The sequence below is a fragment of the Fischerella sp. PCC 9605 genome (assembly GCF_000517105.1).
Lineage (GTDB): Bacteria > Cyanobacteriota > Cyanobacteriia > Cyanobacteriales > Nostocaceae > PCC9605.
Window position 1 is genome coordinate 1,807,538 of the sequence record NZ_KI912148.1, and the last position, 19,295, is coordinate 1,826,832.

Genomic DNA, 19,295 nt, shown 5'->3' on the forward strand with positions numbered 1-19,295 from the left:
GCTCCTTAAAATAACAAGTTGGCTCGGCAAAATAAAACAACAAGCGACCCAGCGGTTGCAGGGTCGTCGTTAACAGCAGAGCCAACCCGCTACTTTTTCTTTTTGCCGCCAGCTTGATCGCCTTTCATACCGTACTTGCGAAGGAAGCGCTCAACGCGACCTTCAGTGTCAATAATCTTCTGAGTTCCGGTGTAAAAAGGATGGTTTCCAGACCAAACATCTACATGCAATTCTGGCTTTGTGGAGCCGACGGTCATGACAACTTGACCATTGCAGTAAACTTTAGCTTCTGGATACCACTCGGGATGAATTCCAGGTTTAGCCATTGTTCTTTTCGTCGTTGAATCTATAAAAATTATAACTTTGGTGCTTAATTTAGGATTAGGGACTGGTAAGTGATGACTGGTTACTAGGGACTAGGTATTAGGAGATGAGAAGAATCTTCTCCCAATGCCCAATGACGCCAGGTGCTACAACGGGGGAAACCCCCGCAACGCACTGGCTCCCCAATCCCCAATCCCTTATCTTTTGGAGTACTGGGGTGCTTTGCGAGCTTTGTGCAAACCGTACTTTTTCCGTTCTTTTGCTCGGGGGTCGCGGGTAAGATAGCCTTCGGTTTTCAGAGGAGAACGGTTATCTGGGTCGAGTTGGCAAAGAGCGCGAGCTACTCCTAGTCGAATTGCGCTTGATTGTCCGGTCAAGCCGCCACCTTCGGCTTTCACCAAAATATCGTATTCGTTTTCCAGTCCCAATGTTTCTAGAGGTGCTTTCAGTGCACCCAGGTAATTAGGATTGAATTGGAAATACAAGTCTCCGGGTTTGCCATTGACAATCAACTGTCCGCTACCTGGAACTAGGCGTACTCGTGCCACTGCGGATTTACGACGACCAGTACCCCAGTACATTGCACGGCCGCTAGTGTTATCTGTTGCTTGCATTAATCTTGTTCTCCTGGAATAGTATTAATTTTTAATTCTTTGGGTTTTTGGGCTGCATGGGGATGAGTGGGGCCAGCATAGACTTTCAGCTTGGTGAACAACTGCCGTCCCAAGCTATTTTTGGGTAGCATACCTTTAACGGCATGTTCGATAATCCGTTCTGGTAAACGCCCTTGTAGCTTAGCAAAAGTTTCTGTCTTCATCCCGCCAGGACGACCGGAGTGACGACGGTAAACCTTTTGGGTGCGCTTTTTCCCGGTGACGGCGACTTTTTCAGCATTGATTACAATGACGAAGTCGCCTGTATCCATGTGGGGTGTATATTCAGGTTTATTTTTACCTCGCAGAACCATCGCGATTTCGCTAGCTAGGCGACCGAGACGTTTATCGGTGGCATCTACTACGTACCACTCCTGCGTTAGGGAAGTAATTGGAGGAAGGTATGTTTTATTGAGTGTCATTTGTTATTTGATAGTTGCTAGTTGTTTGTTGTTTGTTGTTTGGGAAGACCACCAATACCCAACCATTGACTATTGACTAATGAACGGCAGTCGCTCATGGGGGGAACCCCCTGTTGGAGCGCGCTGCCTCCTCTTGACCAATGACAAACAGTGGCTGAGTGTCAAACCAGATCTCTTTGGGAAAAGGAAAATCTGGATAGCCGACTCGCAACAAGCACAAGCCGTGGGCAGGTGCAGCATATTTCACCTCTTCCCGGCGTTCGTCTTTCCAGAGGTCGGTGAAGTCAGTGAGCGATCGCTCTTTTGTACCTACCTGCACTAACATTCCTACTAATAGTCGTACCATGCCATATAAAAATCCATTTGCCTGAATTTCAATATGGATAAATGAACCGTTGCGGTAACACTCTGCTGCTTGTATCTCTACCCAGGAATGCTTGCGCCCTGAGTTGGCGCGGTGAAACGCCGCTAAATGATGGTGTCCAATCAGAGGTTTCAGTGCTGCCTGGATTAAAGATTCATCCAGAGGTGCATGATAATAATGCCAACTGAAGGCTCTGGTGAACAAGTTCGGCTGTTTTGCAGTGTCTATGGTGTAGCGATACCGTCGATACGCTGCACTAAAACGAGCGTGCCAATCTGGACTTACACCTGCTGAAGCCCGAATCAATATATCTGTTGGCAGGTAGCTATTGAGAATTGTTGCCCACTTGTGAGCGGGAATCTTACCAGTAGCATCAAAATGGGCTACTTGAGCGGCAGCGTGAACTCCACTATCGGTACGTCCCGCACCGTGTAATGTCACAGGATGACCCATTACATGAGTAATAGCTTTTTCTATCTCTTCCTGCACGCTACGGTGTTGCGGTTGCCGTTGCCAGCCATGAAAATGAGTGCCCAGGTATTGAATTACCAGGGCGACTCGCTCTTTTGGTGTAGGCTGGTGGCTCTCTAACATAGGAATTTTGTTATTTGTCCTTTGTCATTTGTCATTTGCTTGTTGTTGGTTGTTTGTTGTTTGTTGTTTGGTGTTTCTTCCAATCAACAACCATCTATCAACAAAGAACAAAATTTGACCAATGACTAATGACTGATAACTTAAACCAGTTCAATGATTGCCATCTCAGCGTTGTCACCGCGACGAGGTACGGTGTGCAGGATACGGGTATATCCGCCCTGACGATTCCCATAACGATTGGGAGCTTGTTCAAATAGAGCCTGAACAAGGTCTTTGTCATAGATGTAGCCAAGGGCTTGACGGCGTGCTGCAAGCGATCCGTCTTTGGCTAGGGTAATCATTTTGTCCACTTCGGCTCTAACTACCTTAGCTCGTTGTAAAGTAGTAGTAATTCGACCATGACGAATCAGCTCGGTAGTTAGCGATCGCAAAAGAGCGCGACGCTGGTCAGCTGGTTTGCTGAGTTTTTTGACTCGACAACGATGACGCATAATTAATCAACCATGAATGATAACGCTTACTTAATATGGCTGCTAATAGTTAATAGTTAATTGCTATTAACTATTAACCACCATGTTTAGGAGACCTTTCGGTTGGTAGGGTAATCCCTAGGCGTCGCTGTAAAGCTTCAACTACTTCTTCAGCCGACTTCTGACCAAAGTTTTTAATTTCTAACAGGTCTTCTTGTGTATAATCCAACAAGTCTGCCACAGAGTTAACTTGTGCCCGCTTCAGACAGTTATAAGCTCGCACAGAAAGCTGCAACTCTTCGATGGGAATCTGAGCGGTTGGATCTAGCTCATCTACAGAGTCTGTTTCTGTTTGTCTAATATCAATATCTTTCAGAGGGTTGAATAACTCTACCAAGATTCCTGCTGCCGAGGAGAGGGCTTCTTGGGGGCTAAGACTGCCATTCGTCCAAACTTCTAACAGCAGTCGGTCTCTGGGCATCCCATTATCACCACGGGTTTCTTCAACGCTGTAGTTGACTTTTCTAACTGGCATAAACACCGAGTCGATTTGGAGAAAGTCTAATGATGTGGCTTCCTCGCGGCCACGTTCTACAGTGCGATACCCTTTGCCTTTTTCAATCCGAAATTCCATTTCTAGCTTTCCCCCTTCAGCCAGGGTTGCTATATATTGGGTCGGATCGACGACTTCTACTTCACTAGGCAAGTCAAAGTGTGCTGATGTGACTGTGGATGGGCCTGTAACGAGTAGGCGACCAATCTGGGGTTGAGTTGAATAGCTTTTGAGGATGACTTCCTTCATTCTCATCAGGATTTCTAGCACATCCTCTCTCACGCCCGGAACGGTGGCAAACTCGTGTGTCACCCCCGCAATCCGTACTGCTGTAACTGCCGTACCCTCTAGATTTGACAGCAATACCCGTCTCAGGGCGTTGCCAACGGTAATTCCTTGACCCCGCTCCAGAGGTTCTAGGATAAATTTACTGTAGTGGCTCCGACTTTCCTCTGTACTAGACTCTACACATTCAATTTGAAACTGCGCCACGGAGTAGCCTCCCTTGTTCTAAGGTCTTGCTAGCAGGCAAATTTCTTGCCTACGAATTTGGATTTATGCCTTGGGCTTGAGTTAGATCAAACTGCCTGTCAGTAACAGTTCGAGCTTGACACCTCAAAAAGCTTACAGGCGCTATATTTTTTAGGTTTTCCGAAGTTTAGCAGCCCGATGTAGCAAACGGGGCTGATGAACTTCGGACGGCCACTATGCGTGTGAGGGGAATAGGCAAGTTCATACAGTTATCAGTTATCAATAATCAGTAATCATTTGCTGTTCACTGTTCACTGTTCACTGTTCACTGTTCACTGCTTGCCTTTACCACCCAACAAGTCATGTTTAAACTCGACGGCGTTTGGGGGGGCGGCAGCCATTGTGAGGAATTGGGGTAATATCTCGAATGAGTGTAATTTCCAGTCCTGCCCCTTGCAGCGCCCGGATAGCGGTTTCTCGACCTGCTCCTGGCCCGCTTACCATTACCTCAATTTGGCGCATTCCCTGATCGATCGCTCGACGTGCTGCGCTTTCAGCCGCGGTTTGCGCTGCAAAGGGAGTTCCCTTTTTTGCGCCCTTAAAACCGCTAGAGCCAGCGCTTGCCCAAGAAATCACATCTCCGTTTTGATCGGTAATGGTGACAATGCTATTGTTGAAAGTAGATTGGATGTAAGCAACACCATTTGGTACGTTGCGTTTTTGCTTTTTGCTCCCGGTTTTTTTACTTGGTTGTCGCGCCATATCGGTGTAATTGGATGAATGTAAAGCTTGCTCAAGGCAAGCATGGCAAAAAATTTATTTCCCTGGTGCCTTCTTCTTACCAGCCACTGTTTGCCGTCTCCCACGTCGGGTTCGAGCATTGGTGCGAGTTCTTTGTCCTCTAACTGGTAAGCCCATGCGGTGACGACGGCCTCTATAGGTACCAATCTCAATTAGGCGCTTGATGTTCAATGCTTCCCAGCGCCTCAAGTCGCCCTCGACTTGATAGTTGCTTTCTACTTCTCCTCGCAGGGCTGCTATGTCAGCATCACTGAGATCTTTAACACGAGTGTCTGGATTGACACCCGTAGCGGCTAAAATCTCCTGCGATCTCGATAAACCGATTCCGTAAATATAAGTTAGACCAATCTCGACGCGCTTATCGCGTGGAAGGTCTACTCCGGCAATACGTGCCACAACAATTTTCTCCCTATGGTGCTCACTAGTGATGTAAGTTAGTGTTTAAGGTGATGATGCTGCCACCAACTCACCAAGTCCTAAAAAGTAGTTCTACTTCGCTCTAACCTTGGCGTTGCTTATGTTTGGGATTGCTACAAATCACCATGACGCGACCCCGACGACGGATCACGCTACACTTTTCACACATTTTTTTGACTGAGGCTCTGACTTTCATGCCTTTGCTAATTGACTCCAAATGTTAAATTATAGCATTTTTTAGGAAATTATTCAGTTAAATCATTGTAAGAAAACCAAAGAAAACCAACAGCGTTGGTTTTATGGTATAATATCCTACATATATCTACTTTTTCCTGAGTCGATAAGTGATCCGACCTTTAGTTAGGTCGTAGGGTGTCAGCTCAACTTTGACGCGATCGCCAGGTAAAATCTTGATATAGTTGCGGCGAATCTTGCCGGAAATGTGAGCTAGGACATTAAAACCATTGTCCAAGTCAACGCGAAACATAGCGTTAGGCAATGACTCTGTAACCGTACCTTCCATTTCAATCAAATCTTGCTTAGACAATTTGTTTTTTCCTCAACGCAACATTTTTCTATTCTTTGCTGCTAGTTTTAGCTGCGAAAGAACACATTTTCATAAATATATCAACAGTTTATTAATATATCTTAGCCAAGATTTACGTGCATCTGCTGAGATATGGGCAAAGGGGAAAGGGTAAAGGGGCATAGGAAAAATCAGTACTTCAATTCCCAATGCCTAATGCCCAATTCCCAATTCCCAATTTCCCCATTCGAGACTAGGAATAAATGAGCTTCTTAAGTTCGACAGTGACTTCTTCTAGGGACTTATTGCCGTCGATGGTGTGTAGTTGATGGCGATCGCGGTAGTATTCAATCAAGGGAGCAGTTTCAGAGCGGTAGACTTCTAGACGGCGACGAATCACTTCTTCAGTATCATCAGCTCGTCCACGTTGCAGTAAACGATCCACTACCACATCATCTGGCACATCCAAGTTGACTACCCTTTCCCCATTTTGATCTAGCTTTTGCAGTAATTCCTCTAGAAAAGCTGCTTGCTTGACGGTGCGGGGGAAGCCATCCAAAATCCAACCTGAGTTAGCATCTGGTTTTCCCAGACGTTCCTCCACCATTTCCTGCACGAGTTGATCGGGAACAAGCTCACCCCTATCCATATAACTTTGAGCCTTAATGCCCAAAGGGGTTTGTTCTTTTAATGCTTGCCGCAAAATATCACCCGTAGAAATATGGGGAATCTTGCAGTCATCAGCTAGAGCTTTAGCTTGAGTCCCTTTACCTGCACCCGGCGGTCCCAAGAAGATTAATCGCGTCACTATTGTTTCACCATTCCTTCATAGCGCTGAGAGATGACGTAGGTTTGGACTTGTTTTGCCGTATCAATCGCCACACCAACCAAAATTAGCAAAGAAGTAGCACCCAGCCCTCTAAAGGTTGGTACTTTTAAAGCTCCTTCTACTGCTGTGGGGATGATTGCAATCAAACCCAAAAAGATAGCACCCAAAAAAGTTAGTCGATTTAAAACGCGCTCTATATACTCGCTAGTAGCTTTACCCGGACGAATACCAGGAATACTAGAACCCATTTTCTTGAGGTTCTGCGCTACATCAACTGGGTTTACTATCAAAGAAGAATAGAAGTAACTGAAAAAAACAATTGAAACTAGATAGACAAGGGCATAGACCCAAGACTGAGAACCACCGGGACTCAAATAGGTGTTGATAATATTGGCCAATTCTGGATTTTTCGTGAAATTGGCAATAAACAGTGGCAAACTCAAAATTGCAGCAGCGAAAATAATCGGCATGACTCCACCTTGATTTAGACGCAAGGGGAGATAGCTACGCTGCTCAGCAAAAACACGCCGACCGACTTGGCGGCGAGCCGAAATAATGGGAATGCGACGAATTGCTTCCTGCACAAAGACGATACCGATAATTGTCGCCAGGAAAACCAGGACTAATACAATTACTGGACCGACTCTTTCGCGCACGATTTCCTGACCGCTGCCTTGGATATAAGCAATAGTATCGCTGAGAGATTTTGGCAGTGTCGCCACAATGTTGACAAAAATCAACAAAGATGCTCCATTACCTACACCACGCTCTGTGATCACTTCTGATGCCCACATCACAAACATCGAACCAGCCACCAAAGCGACAGCTGTCTCGATCACGAAAATAGGCCCAAAGTTCAAAGCAAAAGGTCTCAGCCAGAATGCCGCCAAGAAAACACTTTGCAGAATCGCCCAACCTAAAGCCACATAGCGTGTAATTTGGGAAATTTTTCGCCTTCCAGCTTCACCTTCATTTTTCTGTAAGTTTTCTAAAGCTGGAATTGCAGCAGTCAGCAATTGGATGATAATTGAAGCGTTGATGTAAGGCAGAATACCCAAGGCAAAGACTCCCAATGCCGAAAGTCCGCCTCCAGAAAAGATATCCAAAAAGCTGAATATCTGATTATTGCTATTAATTGCAGCAGCAAACTGCTGTCGGTCAATTCCTGGTATGGGTATATGTATACCCATGCGAATTAAAAAGAGAATACCGACGGTAACAAGCAGCCGACCTCTTAGCCCAGCTGCTTGCGCCATCTGCATAAAAGTTTCTTGAGCTGTTGGGGGTTTATCTCGACTGATCATAGAGGGCTACCTTAGATAGTGAACCAGGCGCTGGCTAGAGTCCGCGTGCGCTTAGGTGCGCTCTGGTATTGGCTCACTCTAAAACTTCACAACTCCCACCAGCTGCCTCAATTTTGCTACGAGCTGTACCTGTAAAAGCTGCTGCTTTCACGTTGAGCGGAACGCTCAATTCCCCATCCCCCAAAATTTTCAATGGCCCCTTGACAGCAGTGAGGATACCTGCTTCTTTTAGGTAGGTCAAAGTTACTTCTGTATTTGCTGGGAGGGAGGCTAGCTTCTCTACATTAATCGTAGTGTACTTTTTACGGTTAACTAGGGGGAAGCCTTTTAACTTTGGTATGCGGCGGTACAATGGCTGTTGACCACCTTCAAAACCAGGTCTAGTACCGCCACCAGAGCGGGCTTTTTGACCGCGCATACCTTTACCAGCACTTGCACCTTGCCCGGCAGAAACACCCCGACCTAAACGGCGGGGACGTTTTTTAGAGCCTTTTTGCGGGCGAACATCATTTAGTCTCATAAGCGATAAATTAAGCAAAATTCGTCATTTGTTATTGGTCATTTGTCATTTGTCATTTGTCATTTACTAAGGACAAAGGACTAAGGACAAATGACTTTTTAAATGTAAAGATTTTCCACAGCAACACCCCGATCTTCAGCAACTTCGGAGAAGGTACGCAAAGCGATGAGGGCGTTGATTGCGGCTCTAGCGTTGTTGAGAGGATTGTTGGAACCAAGTTGCTTAGCTAAGACGTTACGCACACCTGCCAACTCCAGCACAGTACGAACTGCACCACCAGCAATTACACCAGTACCAGGAGCAGCTGGTCGCATCATCACTTTTGCTCCACCACCTGTACCATCAACGGGGTGAGGAATGGAGTTGGATTTAGTAATAGGAATGTCAATGAGATGCTTTTTACCATCGGCTACGCCTTTTTTCACAGCACCGATGACATCCGAAGCTTTACCTACTCCTACGCCAACTTGACCCCGCTCGTTACCGACAACCACAATGGCGCGGAAGCTGAGTTTTTTACCACCTTTAACTACCTTGCTCACCCGTCGGATTTGAATGACCCGTTCTTGCCAGTTTGTTTCTTCTTTCTTAGCGCGGTTAGTTTTACGACGATTTGTTGCCATTATTTAATGTCCTTTGTCATTTGTCATTTGTCATTTGTCGTTTGTCATTTGTCATTTGAAAGTTATTTGTTGTTTGTTGTTTGTTGTTTGTTGTTGGAAGCAACCAACCACTAACCACTAACTACCAACTACTAACTACTAACCATTGACTAATGACTATTGACCAATGACAAACTTAGAAATCTAACCCAGCCTCACGTGCTGCATCAGCTAGGGCTTTAACACGACCGTGATAAAGATTACCACCGCGATCGAAGACAACTTTGGTGATACCTTTTTCCAAAGCTCGTGCTGCAATCAACTTGCCAACTTCAGTCGAAGCCTGACAGTTTTTCCCGGTTGCTAATTTGGATTTGACTTCTGGCTCTACAGTAGAGGCTGCTACTAAGGTGTGATGTTGGGTATCATCTATCACTTGAGCATAAATATGCTGGTGCGAACGAAATACCGCTAACCGTGGACGTTCTTGAGAACCGTCAACTTTACCACGGATGCGTCGATGGCGACGCTGTTTTGATTCTCTACGAGTAAGCTTCATGTTTACTTCTTACCACTCTTACCAGTCTTACCAGCTTTACGTCTTACCACTTCGCCAGCGTAGCGAATACCCTTGCCTTTGTAAGGCTCAGGTGGACGAACAGAACGAATTTTAGCTGCTGTGTTACCTACTACTTCTTTGTCGTAGCCGCTGACAATGACGTTGGTGTTGTTTTCAACTGCAAACTGAACTCCCTCTGGCGGTGCAATCTGCACTTGATGGCTATAACCCATGTTTAAGATTAGGTTACGACCTTGCACTTGCGCTCTGTAACCAACCCCTTGAATTTCCAAACGGCGTTCAAATCCTTTGGAAACTCCCTCAACCATGTTGGCAACCAAAGTGCGGAACAAACCATGCATTTGCCTTGAGATACGCGAATCATCTCGGCGAGTAACAGTCAATATTTCTCCATCTTGGGAGACTGTCACATAAACAGGAAGCTCGCGGGAAAGTTCACCCTTAGGGCCTTTGACAACAACTTTGGAGTTATCAAGGGTCACTTGTACTTTGGGGGGAACTGTAATTGGGCGTTTACCAATTCGAGACATAACTTTTCTTCGTTGCTTGTTGTTTGTTGGTTGTTGGTTGTTAGTTTTTGGTTGTTACTACTAACCACTAACCACTAACCCATGACTACCAGACGTAGCAAAGCACTTCTCCACCCAAGTTCTGACGACGTGCTTCGCGATCCGTCATGATGCCACTGGATGTAGAAATAATGGCAATGCCGATGCCACCTAATACCCGTGGTAATTCTTTTTTGTTGGAGTAAACACGCAAACCTGGTTTGCTGATCCGCTTCAGGGCGGTGATAATGGGTTGGCGATTTTTACCCTTGTACTTTAAGGAAATTACCAAGTTACGCTTTATTCCTTCTCCTGCTTCTTCATAGTCAGAAATAAAGCCTTCATCTCGTAGCACTTTGGCAATACTACGAGTCATTTTCGTAGATGGCACTTGTGTTGTTTGATGCCGCGCCAAAGTGGCATTGCGGATGCGCGTCAACATATCAGCAATAGTGTCGTTTGTTGCCATCGTTTCCTCTTTAAATGAACTTATTGATCGCGAAAGGGCATTCCCATTTCTTTTAGTAAGGCGCGGCCCTCTTCGTCAGTGTTGGCTGTGGTGATGATGGAAATATCCATCCCTCGGATTTGGTCAATGCTGTCGTACTCGACTTCTGGAAAAATCAACTGCTCTCTAACACCAAGGGTGTAGTTACCACGACCATCAAAACTTTTAGGACTAATACCGCGAAAGTCACGAATTCTTGGCAGAGCCAGGTTGATTAATCGGTCGAGGAAGGCATACATCCGTTCGCCTCTTAGAGTCACCATGATGCCAACGGGCATACCTTGACGAATTTTGAAGCCTGCGATCGCCTTTTTCGCCCGTGTCACTACAGGCTTTTGACCAGCGATCAGGGCAATTTCACTTAAAGACGCTTCCAGAGCTTTAGCATTTTGAGCCGCTTCCCCCAAGCCCCGGTTGACGGTGACTTTCACCAACTTTGGTACTTGATGAACGTTGGTATATCCAAACTGCTTCATCAGGTTGGGGATTATTGTTTCTTGGTATAAACTTTTGAGTCGTGTTGCCATAGTTTTTTGTCCTGATTGTCCCTGGTCTTGGTCAGGGAATTAAAAATTATGAATTATGAATTATGAGTTATGAATTGTTTGATTATTTATTTCATAATTCATCATTCATCATTCATCATTTATTATTTATCGATGATTTCGCCAGTTTTCTTGAGCATCCGTACTTTTTTGCCTTCATCAGTGAAGGTGTAGCAGATGCGACTGGCAACGTTTTGCTTAGTGGAATAAAGCATCACGTTGGAACTGTGGATTGGGTATTCCTGGGTGACGATGCGCCCAGATTCACCCTCTGCTTGGGGTTTGACGTGCTTGGTTTTGATGTTGACGCCTTTGACAATGACTTTGCTTTCTTGGGGAAGTGCTTTGATGATTTCGCCAACTTTGCCTTTGTCTTTACCGGCAATTATCTGCACGGTGTCCCCTGTTTTAACGTGCATTTTGTAGAACTTCGGCTTCTCCTTCTTGCTTGCCATTACAGCACCTCCGGAGCCAAAGAAACTATCTTGGTAAAGTTTTTGTCACGCAGTTCCCGGGCAACAGGCCCAAAGACGCGCGTTCCTTTGGGATTGCCATCTTTGTTAATGATGACTGCGGCGTTGTCGTCAAAACGGATACTCATGCCACTATCCCGATTAATATTGTGGCGGGTGCGAACTATTACCGCTTCGACAACATCAGATTTTTTGATAGCCATGTTGGGCTGGGCATCTTTAACAACAGCGATAATTCTATCGCCGACGTAACCGTAGCGACAGTTACCAGCCCCAAGAATGCGGATGCACATGAGCTTGCGAGCACCGCTATTGTCAGCAACGTTGAGATAAGTCTGGGGTTGAATCACAATTAATCTCCTTGTTTTTGGTAATCGGTAATCGGTAATTGGTAATTGGGAATTGTTTTTGTGACCCATTACCTATTAGCCATGACCTATTACCATTAGCTATTTTTAGTGTTGAGGATTTCTGTGACTTGCCAGCGCTTGGTTTTGCTCAGAGGTCTAGTTTCTTGAATACGAACGCGATCGCCAATTTTACAGCGATTGTCTTCGTCGTGAGCTTTGTAGCGCCTGGTTTTGACCACAATTTTGCCGTATTTGGGATGGGGAGCGCGGTTTTCAACGGCGACTACGACCGTTTTTTGCATTTTGTCGCTCACTACCAAGCCAACTCGTTCTTTGACTGCCATACTCTCCTACTCTTGTTCTGTCGCGGGTTGACTTGCAGCCCGTTTGCGCTCTGCTTCTACCGTTAGCAATTGTGCTAGGCGGTGTCGGGCGTGTCGGAACTGGTGAGGTTTGTCTAGTTGTCTGGTAGCTTTTTGCAAGCGCAACTGAAATAGCTGCTTTTTGACAGCAAGAATTTCCTCAGCCAGTTTTTCGTCACTTAATTCTCTAGCTTCTGAAATTTTGGGAAGAGGCATAACCTACTCCTGCTCCTGTGGCTCCTGCTCAGAGCGTGAAATGAACTTAGTTTTAATTGGCAGCTTGTACGCAGCCAAACGCATCGCTTCGCGGGCGGTAGCTTCTGGTACACCAGCTATTTCAAACAAAATCCGCCCTGGCTTCACGACTGCTACCCAATATTCGGGTGAACCTTTACCGGAACCCATCCGGGTTTCAGCCGGACGCATTGTCACAGGTTTATCTGGGAAAATGCGAATCCAGATTTTACCACCCCGGCGGATATAACGAGTCATAGCTCGACGAGAAGCTTCGATTTGACGAGCAGTGATCCAAGCTGGTTCTTGAGCTTGGAGGGCAAAATCACCAAAATTCAAAGTGCTGCCAGCGGTGGCAAGACCTTTCATCCGTCCGCGCTGTTGTTTGCGGAATTTCGTTCTTCTAGGACTTAACATGATGTGTTAGTTGTTGGTTGTTAGTTGTTGGTTGTTAGTTGTGAGTCAGCGCGGTCTTGGGGGTTCCCCCCATGAGCGACTGCGAACCCGGAGGGTTGGTTGTTAGTCGTTACCACTAACCACTAACTACTAACCACTAACTATCCCTCGTTAGAGCGGTCTTCAAATTGCTGGCGACGGCGTTGTTGACGGCGACGCGGTTCACGCTCCCGTGTTGTTGGTGGGGGAGGTGTTTCTTCCTGTCCAGGAATAATTTCTCCCTTAAATACCCATACTTTGATACCGAGAATACCGTAGATAGTTTTGGCTGTGCAGTAAGCGTAGTCAATGTCAGCCCGTAAGGTATGTAAAGGTACTCTACCTTCACGAGTCCACTCCGTCCGGGCAATTTCCGCGCCGTTGAGACGACCGCTGACTTGGATTTTGATACCTTGTACTCCAGCACGCTGGGCGCGTTGAATAGCTTGTCGCACCACCCGCCGGAAGGAAACGCGGCGTTCTAGCTGTTGAGCGATGTATTCAGAAATCAGGTAAGCATCGGCATCAACGCGTTGTACTTCAACTACGTTAATGCGGATTTGACGATTGCTGCCTAAGAGATTCTGAAGTCCAGTACGCAAGGCTTCGATGCCTTGTCCCCCCCGACCCACAACTACGCCAGGTCTAGCTGTGCGTACTTCGAGATCGATTTGGTCTGCTTTGCGTTCAATCCGCACTTCTGAAATGCCCGCGTTGTTTTGAGCATATCTGCCCAGTTTTTCTTCGATGAAGTGACGGAGTTTATGGTCTTCTTGTAACAGTTCTGGGTAGCGACCAGGGTCGGCGAACCAACGAGATTGATGCTCTTGGGTAATTCCCAGACGAAAACCAACCGGATGTATCTTCTGTCCCACGAATGCTTCCTCTAAAATTTCTTTCTGTAGGCTCTAATTTGTGTGTAGGCACTTATTCAGCCGCAGCTCCAGGAGCTACAGCGACAGTGATATGACACGTTGGTTTGCGAATCTGGTACGCTCGACCTTGCGCCCTTGGTTGAAACCTTTTTAGTACCGGACCTTGATCTGCAAAGGCCTTAGTAATAACTAGGTCAGCACGATCAAATCCGGCATTATGCTCAGCATTGGCAGCAGCGCTTCTGAGAACCTTCAACACTGGTTCGCAGGCGCGGTAGGGCATGAATTCCAGAATAATGAGTGCTTCTCGGTAAGACCGCCCGCGAATTTGATCGAGTACCCGCCGCACTTTGTAGGGAGACATGCGTATATAACGGGCGATCGCTTTTACTTCATTAGTAGTATCAATAGCCATAGTTTTCTCCATTTTTGTTAGTAGTTAGTAGTTAGTAGTTAGTAGTTATTAGCCACTATCTACTAACCACTAACCAATAACTATCTCCCTGCTTTTTTATCCTTGGCGTGACCTCTAAAGGTGCGTGTAGGAGCAAATTCGCCCAGCTTGTGTCCTACCATTTGATCGCTGACGTAAATAGGTACGTGTTGCCGTCCGTTGTGAACAGCTATGGTATGACCGACCATTTCGGGCAGAATTGTCGAAGCTCGTGACCAAGTTTTGATGACTTCTTTTCTGTTACTATCGTTGAGCTTTTCAATTTTGCGTAGCAAATGATCTGCTACGAAAGGACCTTTTTTGAGAGAACGACCCATAACTAGTATTTGTTGTTAGTTGTTAGTAGTTAGTAGTTAGTAGTTAGTAGTTAGTAGTTATTACCCACTATCTACTAACCACTAACCACTAACTATTTACGATTCCCGACCGCCACGACCGCGCTTAGAAGACTTGCGGCGACGACGTACAATCAATTTGCTACTTGGTTTTTTGGGCTTGCGTGTCTTCAGACCCAATGCTGGTTTACCCCAAGGTGTTACAGGTCCCGATCTACCGATGGGTGCGCGACCTTCACCACCGCCGTGGGGATGGTCAACTGGGTTCATCACGCTACCTCTGACATGAGGACGACGACCTTTCCAGCGATTTCTACCTGCTTTACCCGCACTTAAGTTTCTGGCATCAATATTACCTACCTGTCCGATGGTGGCATAGCACTCTCGCCGAATCATGCGGACTTCTCCTGAAGGCAATTTGATGGAAACGTAATTACCTTCTTTTGCCACTACTTGAGCTGTAGCGCCAGCAGCACGGACGATTTGACCACCTTTACCAGGGGTCAACTCTACGTTATGAACGCTTGTACCCAAAGGAATATTTGCTAGAGGCAGGGCGTTGCCATCTTCAATGGGAGCGTCTGGGCCAGCAATCACTGTTGTGCCGACTTTCAACCCGTTGGGTTGGAGGATGTAACGCTTCTCGCCATCTTGGTATTGCAAAAGAGCAATCCGGGCGTTGCGGTTGGGATCGTATTCAATCGCTGTGACTGTAGCGGGAATGTTACGCTTATTCCGTTTGAAGTCGATGATGCGATAAAGCCGCTTGTGTCCGCCACCCCGAAAACGGCTGGTTATCCGCCCTTGATTATTTCGACCTTTGGCGCGATGTATAGATTTAGTTAAGGATTTTTCAGGCTCGGTTTTGGTAATTTCCGAGAAGTCGGAAATTGTGACCTGGCGAGTACTGGGGGTGTAAGGGCGATAAGAACGAGTACCCATAATTTAAAGTTTTTAACTGTTAGTGGTTGGTGGTTAGTGGTTAGTGGTTAGCCTAATAACTACTAACTACTAACTAATTACACTTCTGGGAATAGAACTTGTCTAATCTTGTCTACATCCCCAGTTGCCACTGTGACAATGGCTCGCTTGTATTGAGGTTTGTAACCAATGAATCTGCCAACACGTCGCTTTTTGCGTGGTGGGTTGGCGGTATTTACCTGTACGACCTTGACATCAAATAAACTTTCTATAGCCGCCTTAATTTCTGGCTTGGTCGCTTTTGGAGAAACTTCAAAAGTATATTTATTTTGCTCCATCAGCATGGTCGCCTTTTCGGTAACAATTGGGCGACGCACTAAGTCAGGAAGTTTGCGGGGGTCAAAGTTAGTCACTGTAGACCTCCTGAATTTTTTCTAGGGCTGATGCCGTCACAACTATCTTGTCAGCGTGCAACAAATCATAAACGTTTAACTGGTCAGCGGCAATTAGCTTTAAATTCTCAATGTTGCGAGCTGACAAATAGACGTTATCGCTTTTTTCAGACAAGATTAACAGTGTTTTTTGCTCTGGTTCGGCACCCCAGCGAGCGATCGCTGACACCAATTCTTTGGTTTTGGGACGTGATAGCTGTTCGCTAAATTCTTCTACCACAATCAAATCGTTAACGCGGCTAGCAAATACTGTCCGCAATGCCAAACGCCGTTCTTTGCGGTTCATCTTCAGATGATATTCTTTGGGTTTTGGCCCAAAGATCACACCACCACCACGCCACAACGGTGAACGAATAGACCCAGCCCGCGCCCGACCGGTACCTTTTTGCCGCCAAGGTTTGCGACCGCCTCCTCTAACTTCGGAGCGGGTTTTTGTGCTGGCTGTTCCTTGGCGAGCATTGGTCATTTGTCTAACCAAGGCTCTATGCACAACATGAGCCGCTGTTTGTTCCTTGGCAACCCGCAACTCGAAGCTTTTTTGCCCGACTTGCTCTCCTTGCCAATTTTTGACTACACATTCAAACATCTCTAAGTGTCCTTTGTCATTATTTATGTTGTTCGTTGTTTGTTGTTTGTTGTCTGGTAAAGACAACCAACAATCAACCACCAACAACTAACCAATGTGACTAATGACTAACCAACTACTTTGGCAGGCACAATATCCACCAAGGCTCCTGGTTTACCAGGAACAGCTCCCTTGATGAGCAATAAATTGCGTTCCGGGTCTACACGTACTACAGTCAGTTTACGAACTGTAGTGCGGCTACCTCCCAAACGACCCGGTGCCCGCTTACCTGGATAGACACGACCGGGAGTGGTACCAGCACCGATGGAACCAGGCGCTCTGTGGTTTTTAGAACCGTGCGACATAGGCCCGCGACCGAAGTTGTTGCGTTTCTGGTTACCAGCAAAACCGCGACCAATACTTGTACCTATGACATCTACAGTTTGACCCGCACTAAAAATATCCGCCTTAATCTCTTGACCTAGGGAATAATCACCGGAATTGTCGATGCGATATTCCTTTAAGTGACGCAATCCTGGGGCAGATGATTTAGCTAGGTGGCCTAACAATGGTTTGTTCAGCGCCTTTGGCTTGACTTCGCCATAGCCTACTTGGATGGCGGAGTAACCGTCGGTCTGTTTTGTTTTAACTTGAGTAACGGTGCATGGTCCCGCTTGAATGACGGTGACAGGAATAGCTACTCCCGCATCGTCAAAGATTTGGGTCATGCCCAGTTTGGTGCCGAGAATACCTACAGACACAGTTACTGGCTCTCCTTTCTATTTTTTTCCTTGGAAATAGGATTCTTCAAGACACTGGTGCAGATACTATTAAAAGTATCTTTCCGCTTAGTTAGCGGCACCTCTGAAGTCAGGAACGGCTTAGGTAAGAGCGGCTCCAACTTCCCCGGTTTTTCACCAAGCGTCTGTAATTTTTGGTGAATCCACTTTAAATTTCACTCACTTGCGATCAAAACAGGCAAAACAGCCTTCCACCTAGGAAGGAACAACTTTTGCATTCAATACAAGGCTTTGGAGTTTTGTACTTTGTGCAGCAATGCTTTTATCTAAGCGATCGCTATGGCACTTTCCTGTTTGTAGTAGGACTTAGGCAGCAAAATGCCCAGTATCCATTAACTGAGAGCTACACAATGCTACAAACCAACATTAACGCTCAGTTTCTACCCCTCCAATGACCTTAAACCATTGTTTAAGGTTTGCCTGTTGTTTCAGCGCTGCAAGAGTGAGCTTACTTTGCTAGTCAGGGTTGGCTTGATTTTTGAGCTTTACCCTGTCAAGTTGACCTAAAGGCTTTTATAGTTTACCAGTCTCTTGTCCATTCTAGCTAGCTAATCCCGTTTGGAATTTAGCTATCAGCTTTGGATGCTAAAACAACTAGGAATGAAGATAAGAGGGCATTCTAATTGGTCACAATCCAATAGTGTAGATCAAATATTTATTTTTGTCTACAAATTTATGGGGAGATGGGGAGGTAGGAGGAGTAGTAAACTACTAACCACTAACTACTAACCACCAACAAATGACTAATGACTATTGACTAATGAGTTGATGAAGCTAATCTTGTCCATAAGTTAATCGTGTAACTTAATGTAAAGGTAAACGGTAAATAATAGAGATATCTAAGTGGGATAGGACAAAAATCTATGGCACTAATTACCACTGGTAACACTTTAATTCGCGATCTGGAAAAAAATGGCGCTCTTGGTGTGTACGTACCTCTAGAAGGAGGTTTTGAAGGTCGGTACAGACGCCGACTGCGGGCAGCAGGCTATACTAGCCTCCATATCACCGCTAGGGGACTGGGGGATTTGGCAGCCTATCTCACAGGAGTTCATGGAGTTAGACCTCCACATCTTGGTAAAAAAAGCACAGGTAGTGGGGCAGCAGTAGGTTATGTCTACTATGTGCCGCCAATTGTTAACTATCAGCTAGAGCATTTACCACCTAAGTCAAAAGGACTGGTGTTGTGGATTATTGAAGGGCATATTCTTTCCGATCAGGAAATTGAGTATTTAGCGAATTTACCCAAATTGGAACCACGGGTCAAAGTAGTGATTGAAAGGGGTGGCGATCGCGCTTTCCGTTGGATGCCTTTAGAAAAAACTCTGTTAGCTAGCTAGTCCTTTGTCATTAGTCCTTTGTCATTTGCTAATAACTAGTGACCAAGGACTAGTGACTAATCACTAATTTCCATCAGCATTTCTACAGTGCTGATCTTAAATCCACAGGATGCAAACAAACGCCGCGCCGCCTCATTAATAGCAGCTGTATCCAGGCGAATTTGCTGAATTTCCATTTGCTGAAAGCGTTCAATCGCTTGCATTACCATTTGCCGCGCAATTCCATTCTGGCGGTATTCTGGCTCAACCCAAAGATCGTGAACGACAGCGTATTCCTGCAAGCGATAAATTGGTATTTCTCGCTCCACCGTCGCTACCAAGAACGCTACCAATCGCCCTTGATTCTCAGCGACAAGAAATACACTGCGCTTATCAGTAGCCAGACGCTGCAACCATTTTTCATAGCGATTTTCTGGATAAGGAAGAATACCAAATTTAGCCGCATCCCAAGATTCGTGTAATGCACAAATCTTAGCAACCATTGGTAAAACAGCAGTTACATCGGCTGGTGTAGCGGGACGGATCTGCATTGAATTTGTCCTTTGTCTTTTGTAATTAGTCAAATGACTAATGACTATTTGGCGTGGCTAAATGCAAGTTCAGACAATTCACATTAGACGTAAATCAGAATTGATAGCGGATTTCTCCCGCGATCGCATAGATAAACT

General features: G+C 45.9%; 33 protein-coding genes. 2 read left to right on the forward strand and 31 right to left on the reverse strand.

The features are described 5' to 3' along the window. Positions 1 to 89: 89 nt before the first annotated feature. The 30 genes from rpmE to rplC form a co-directional block, all read right to left on the reverse strand. Entirely contained in the window at positions 90 to 326 is a 237-nt protein-coding gene (rpmE, locus tag FIS9605_RS0110280; protein ID WP_026732518.1) for a 50S ribosomal protein L31, read from the reverse strand. Between the two features lie 195 nt (positions 327 to 521). Continuing rightward, positions 522 to 938, reverse strand: coding sequence for a 30S ribosomal protein S9 (gene rpsI, locus FIS9605_RS0110285; protein WP_026732519.1), 417 nt, complete (start codon positions 936 to 938; stop codon positions 522 to 524). Beyond that, positions 938 to 1,399: a 50S ribosomal protein L13 gene (rplM, locus tag FIS9605_RS0110290; protein WP_026732520.1), complete on the reverse strand. Its 462-nt coding sequence runs from the start codon at positions 1,397 to 1,399 to the stop codon at positions 938 to 940. Before rplM ends, rpsI begins: the two co-directional genes overlap by 1 nt. 94 nt (positions 1,400 to 1,493) lie before the next feature. Beyond that, positions 1,494 to 2,357, reverse strand: coding sequence for a tRNA pseudouridine(38-40) synthase TruA (truA, locus tag FIS9605_RS0110300; RefSeq protein WP_026732521.1), 864 nt, complete (start codon positions 2,355 to 2,357; stop codon positions 1,494 to 1,496). 140 nt (positions 2,358 to 2,497) lie between these two features. Further along, positions 2,498 to 2,848: a 50S ribosomal protein L17 gene (rplQ, locus tag FIS9605_RS0110305; protein ID WP_026732522.1), complete on the reverse strand. Its 351-nt coding sequence runs from the start codon at positions 2,846 to 2,848 to the stop codon at positions 2,498 to 2,500. Positions 2,849 to 2,921: 73 nt separating this feature from the next. Beyond that, positions 2,922 to 3,872, reverse strand: coding sequence for a DNA-directed RNA polymerase subunit alpha (locus tag FIS9605_RS0110310; RefSeq protein ID WP_026732523.1), 951 nt, complete (start codon positions 3,870 to 3,872; stop codon positions 2,922 to 2,924). Positions 3,873 to 4,217: 345 nt separating this feature from the next. Continuing rightward, positions 4,218 to 4,613 carry a 30S ribosomal protein S11 gene (rpsK, locus tag FIS9605_RS0110315; protein WP_009455552.1) on the reverse strand — a complete coding sequence of 132 codons (396 nt, stop codon included), beginning with the start codon at positions 4,611 to 4,613 and terminating at the stop codon, positions 4,218 to 4,220. Positions 4,614 to 4,667: 54 nt separating this feature from the next. Next, a complete protein-coding gene (gene rpsM, locus FIS9605_RS0110320; RefSeq protein ID WP_026732524.1) occupies positions 4,668 to 5,048 on the reverse strand; it encodes a 30S ribosomal protein S13 in 381 nt (126 codons plus the stop codon). A gap of 103 nt (positions 5,049 to 5,151) precedes the next feature. After that, positions 5,152 to 5,265 carry a 50S ribosomal protein L36 gene (gene rpmJ / locus FIS9605_RS40755; RefSeq protein ID WP_071589127.1) on the reverse strand — a complete coding sequence of 38 codons (114 nt, stop codon included), beginning with the start codon at positions 5,263 to 5,265 and terminating at the stop codon, positions 5,152 to 5,154. Between the two features lie 126 nt (positions 5,266 to 5,391). Next, positions 5,392 to 5,616: a translation initiation factor IF-1 gene (gene infA / locus FIS9605_RS0110325; RefSeq protein WP_006276978.1), complete on the reverse strand. Its 225-nt coding sequence runs from the start codon at positions 5,614 to 5,616 to the stop codon at positions 5,392 to 5,394. Between the two features lie 232 nt (positions 5,617 to 5,848). Next, entirely contained in the window at positions 5,849 to 6,403 is a 555-nt protein-coding gene (locus tag FIS9605_RS0110330) for an adenylate kinase (protein WP_026732525.1), read from the reverse strand. Next, positions 6,403 to 7,728: a preprotein translocase subunit SecY gene (gene secY, locus FIS9605_RS0110335; RefSeq protein WP_026732526.1), complete on the reverse strand. Its 1,326-nt coding sequence runs from the start codon at positions 7,726 to 7,728 to the stop codon at positions 6,403 to 6,405. Before secY ends, FIS9605_RS0110330 begins: the two co-directional genes overlap by 1 nt. Before the next feature lie 73 nt (positions 7,729 to 7,801). Continuing rightward, the gene (gene rplO, locus FIS9605_RS0110340) at positions 7,802 to 8,248 is read right to left on the reverse strand and encodes a 50S ribosomal protein L15 (protein WP_026732527.1); all 447 of its coding nucleotides are present in this window, start codon (positions 8,246 to 8,248) and stop codon (positions 7,802 to 7,804) included. A 98-nt stretch (positions 8,249 to 8,346) separates the two neighbouring features. Beyond that, positions 8,347 to 8,871, reverse strand: a complete 525-nt coding sequence (gene rpsE, locus FIS9605_RS0110345) for a 30S ribosomal protein S5 (protein ID WP_026732528.1) — start codon at positions 8,869 to 8,871, stop codon at positions 8,347 to 8,349. Between the two features lie 175 nt (positions 8,872 to 9,046). Beyond that, positions 9,047 to 9,409 (reverse strand): 50S ribosomal protein L18, encoded by a 363-nt coding sequence (gene rplR, locus FIS9605_RS0110350; RefSeq protein WP_026732529.1) that lies wholly within the window; start codon positions 9,407 to 9,409, stop codon positions 9,047 to 9,049. Between the two features lie 2 nt (positions 9,410 to 9,411). Beyond that, positions 9,412 to 9,960, reverse strand: a complete 549-nt coding sequence (gene rplF / locus FIS9605_RS0110355) for a 50S ribosomal protein L6 (protein ID WP_026732530.1) — start codon at positions 9,958 to 9,960, stop codon at positions 9,412 to 9,414. An 85-nt stretch (positions 9,961 to 10,045) separates the two neighbouring features. Then, positions 10,046 to 10,447, reverse strand: a complete 402-nt coding sequence (rpsH, locus tag FIS9605_RS0110360) for a 30S ribosomal protein S8 (protein WP_026732531.1) — start codon at positions 10,445 to 10,447, stop codon at positions 10,046 to 10,048. A gap of 20 nt (positions 10,448 to 10,467) precedes the next feature. Continuing rightward, on the reverse strand, positions 10,468 to 11,013 hold the full coding sequence (rplE, locus tag FIS9605_RS0110365; protein ID WP_026732532.1) for a 50S ribosomal protein L5: 546 nt from the start codon (positions 11,011 to 11,013) through the stop codon (positions 10,468 to 10,470). A 122-nt stretch (positions 11,014 to 11,135) separates the two neighbouring features. Continuing rightward, on the reverse strand, positions 11,136 to 11,486 hold the full coding sequence (gene rplX / locus FIS9605_RS0110370) for a 50S ribosomal protein L24 (protein ID WP_026732533.1): 351 nt from the start codon (positions 11,484 to 11,486) through the stop codon (positions 11,136 to 11,138). Continuing rightward, positions 11,486 to 11,854 carry a 50S ribosomal protein L14 gene (gene rplN / locus FIS9605_RS0110375; RefSeq protein ID WP_026732534.1) on the reverse strand — a complete coding sequence of 123 codons (369 nt, stop codon included), beginning with the start codon at positions 11,852 to 11,854 and terminating at the stop codon, positions 11,486 to 11,488. Before rplN ends, rplX begins: the two co-directional genes overlap by 1 nt. Positions 11,855 to 11,949: 95 nt before the next feature. Beyond that, entirely contained in the window at positions 11,950 to 12,198 is a 249-nt protein-coding gene (gene rpsQ, locus FIS9605_RS41785; RefSeq protein WP_026732535.1) for a 30S ribosomal protein S17, read from the reverse strand. 6 nt (positions 12,199 to 12,204) lie between these two features. After that, the gene (gene rpmC / locus FIS9605_RS41790) at positions 12,205 to 12,432 is read right to left on the reverse strand and encodes a 50S ribosomal protein L29 (protein WP_026732536.1); all 228 of its coding nucleotides are present in this window, start codon (positions 12,430 to 12,432) and stop codon (positions 12,205 to 12,207) included. A gap of 3 nt (positions 12,433 to 12,435) precedes the next feature. Beyond that, positions 12,436 to 12,867, reverse strand: a complete 432-nt coding sequence (rplP, locus tag FIS9605_RS0110390) for a 50S ribosomal protein L16 (RefSeq protein WP_026732537.1) — start codon at positions 12,865 to 12,867, stop codon at positions 12,436 to 12,438. Between the two features lie 140 nt (positions 12,868 to 13,007). Then, positions 13,008 to 13,760 carry a 30S ribosomal protein S3 gene (gene rpsC, locus FIS9605_RS0110395; RefSeq protein WP_026732538.1) on the reverse strand — a complete coding sequence of 251 codons (753 nt, stop codon included), beginning with the start codon at positions 13,758 to 13,760 and terminating at the stop codon, positions 13,008 to 13,010. A gap of 52 nt (positions 13,761 to 13,812) precedes the next feature. After that, a complete protein-coding gene (gene rplV / locus FIS9605_RS0110400) occupies positions 13,813 to 14,175 on the reverse strand; it encodes a 50S ribosomal protein L22 (protein WP_026732539.1) in 363 nt (120 codons plus the stop codon). An 80-nt stretch (positions 14,176 to 14,255) separates the two neighbouring features. Further along, positions 14,256 to 14,531 (reverse strand): 30S ribosomal protein S19, encoded by a 276-nt coding sequence (gene rpsS, locus FIS9605_RS0110405; RefSeq protein WP_026732540.1) that lies wholly within the window; start codon positions 14,529 to 14,531, stop codon positions 14,256 to 14,258. A 96-nt stretch (positions 14,532 to 14,627) separates the two neighbouring features. Beyond that, on the reverse strand, positions 14,628 to 15,491 hold the full coding sequence (rplB, locus tag FIS9605_RS0110410; protein WP_026732541.1) for a 50S ribosomal protein L2: 864 nt from the start codon (positions 15,489 to 15,491) through the stop codon (positions 14,628 to 14,630). Between the two features lie 77 nt (positions 15,492 to 15,568). Then, positions 15,569 to 15,883, reverse strand: coding sequence for a 50S ribosomal protein L23 (locus FIS9605_RS0110415; protein ID WP_026732542.1), 315 nt, complete (start codon positions 15,881 to 15,883; stop codon positions 15,569 to 15,571). Beyond that, a complete protein-coding gene (gene rplD, locus FIS9605_RS0110420) occupies positions 15,876 to 16,508 on the reverse strand; it encodes a 50S ribosomal protein L4 (protein WP_026732543.1) in 633 nt (210 codons plus the stop codon). Before rplD ends, FIS9605_RS0110415 begins: the two co-directional genes overlap by 8 nt. A gap of 107 nt (positions 16,509 to 16,615) precedes the next feature. Then, positions 16,616 to 17,248, reverse strand: a complete 633-nt coding sequence (gene rplC / locus FIS9605_RS0110425; protein ID WP_026732544.1) for a 50S ribosomal protein L3 — start codon at positions 17,246 to 17,248, stop codon at positions 16,616 to 16,618. Positions 17,249 to 17,499: 251 nt separating this feature from the next. Here rplC and FIS9605_RS42560 point away from each other — a divergent pair, with 251 nt between their 5' ends. Then, positions 17,500 to 17,682 carry a hypothetical protein gene (locus FIS9605_RS42560; protein WP_155960394.1) on the forward strand — a complete coding sequence of 61 codons (183 nt, stop codon included), beginning with the start codon at positions 17,500 to 17,502 and terminating at the stop codon, positions 17,680 to 17,682. A gap of 468 nt (positions 17,683 to 18,150) precedes the next feature. After that, positions 18,151 to 18,627, forward strand: coding sequence for an NAD(P)H-quinone oxidoreductase subunit N (locus FIS9605_RS0110430; protein ID WP_026732545.1), 477 nt, complete (start codon positions 18,151 to 18,153; stop codon positions 18,625 to 18,627). Between the two features lie 56 nt (positions 18,628 to 18,683). Here the strand turns inward: FIS9605_RS0110430 and FIS9605_RS0110435 are convergent, their stop codons facing one another. Then, on the reverse strand, positions 18,684 to 19,157 hold the full coding sequence (locus tag FIS9605_RS0110435) for a GNAT family N-acetyltransferase (RefSeq protein WP_026732546.1): 474 nt from the start codon (positions 19,155 to 19,157) through the stop codon (positions 18,684 to 18,686). Positions 19,158 to 19,295: the final 138 nt, after the last annotated feature.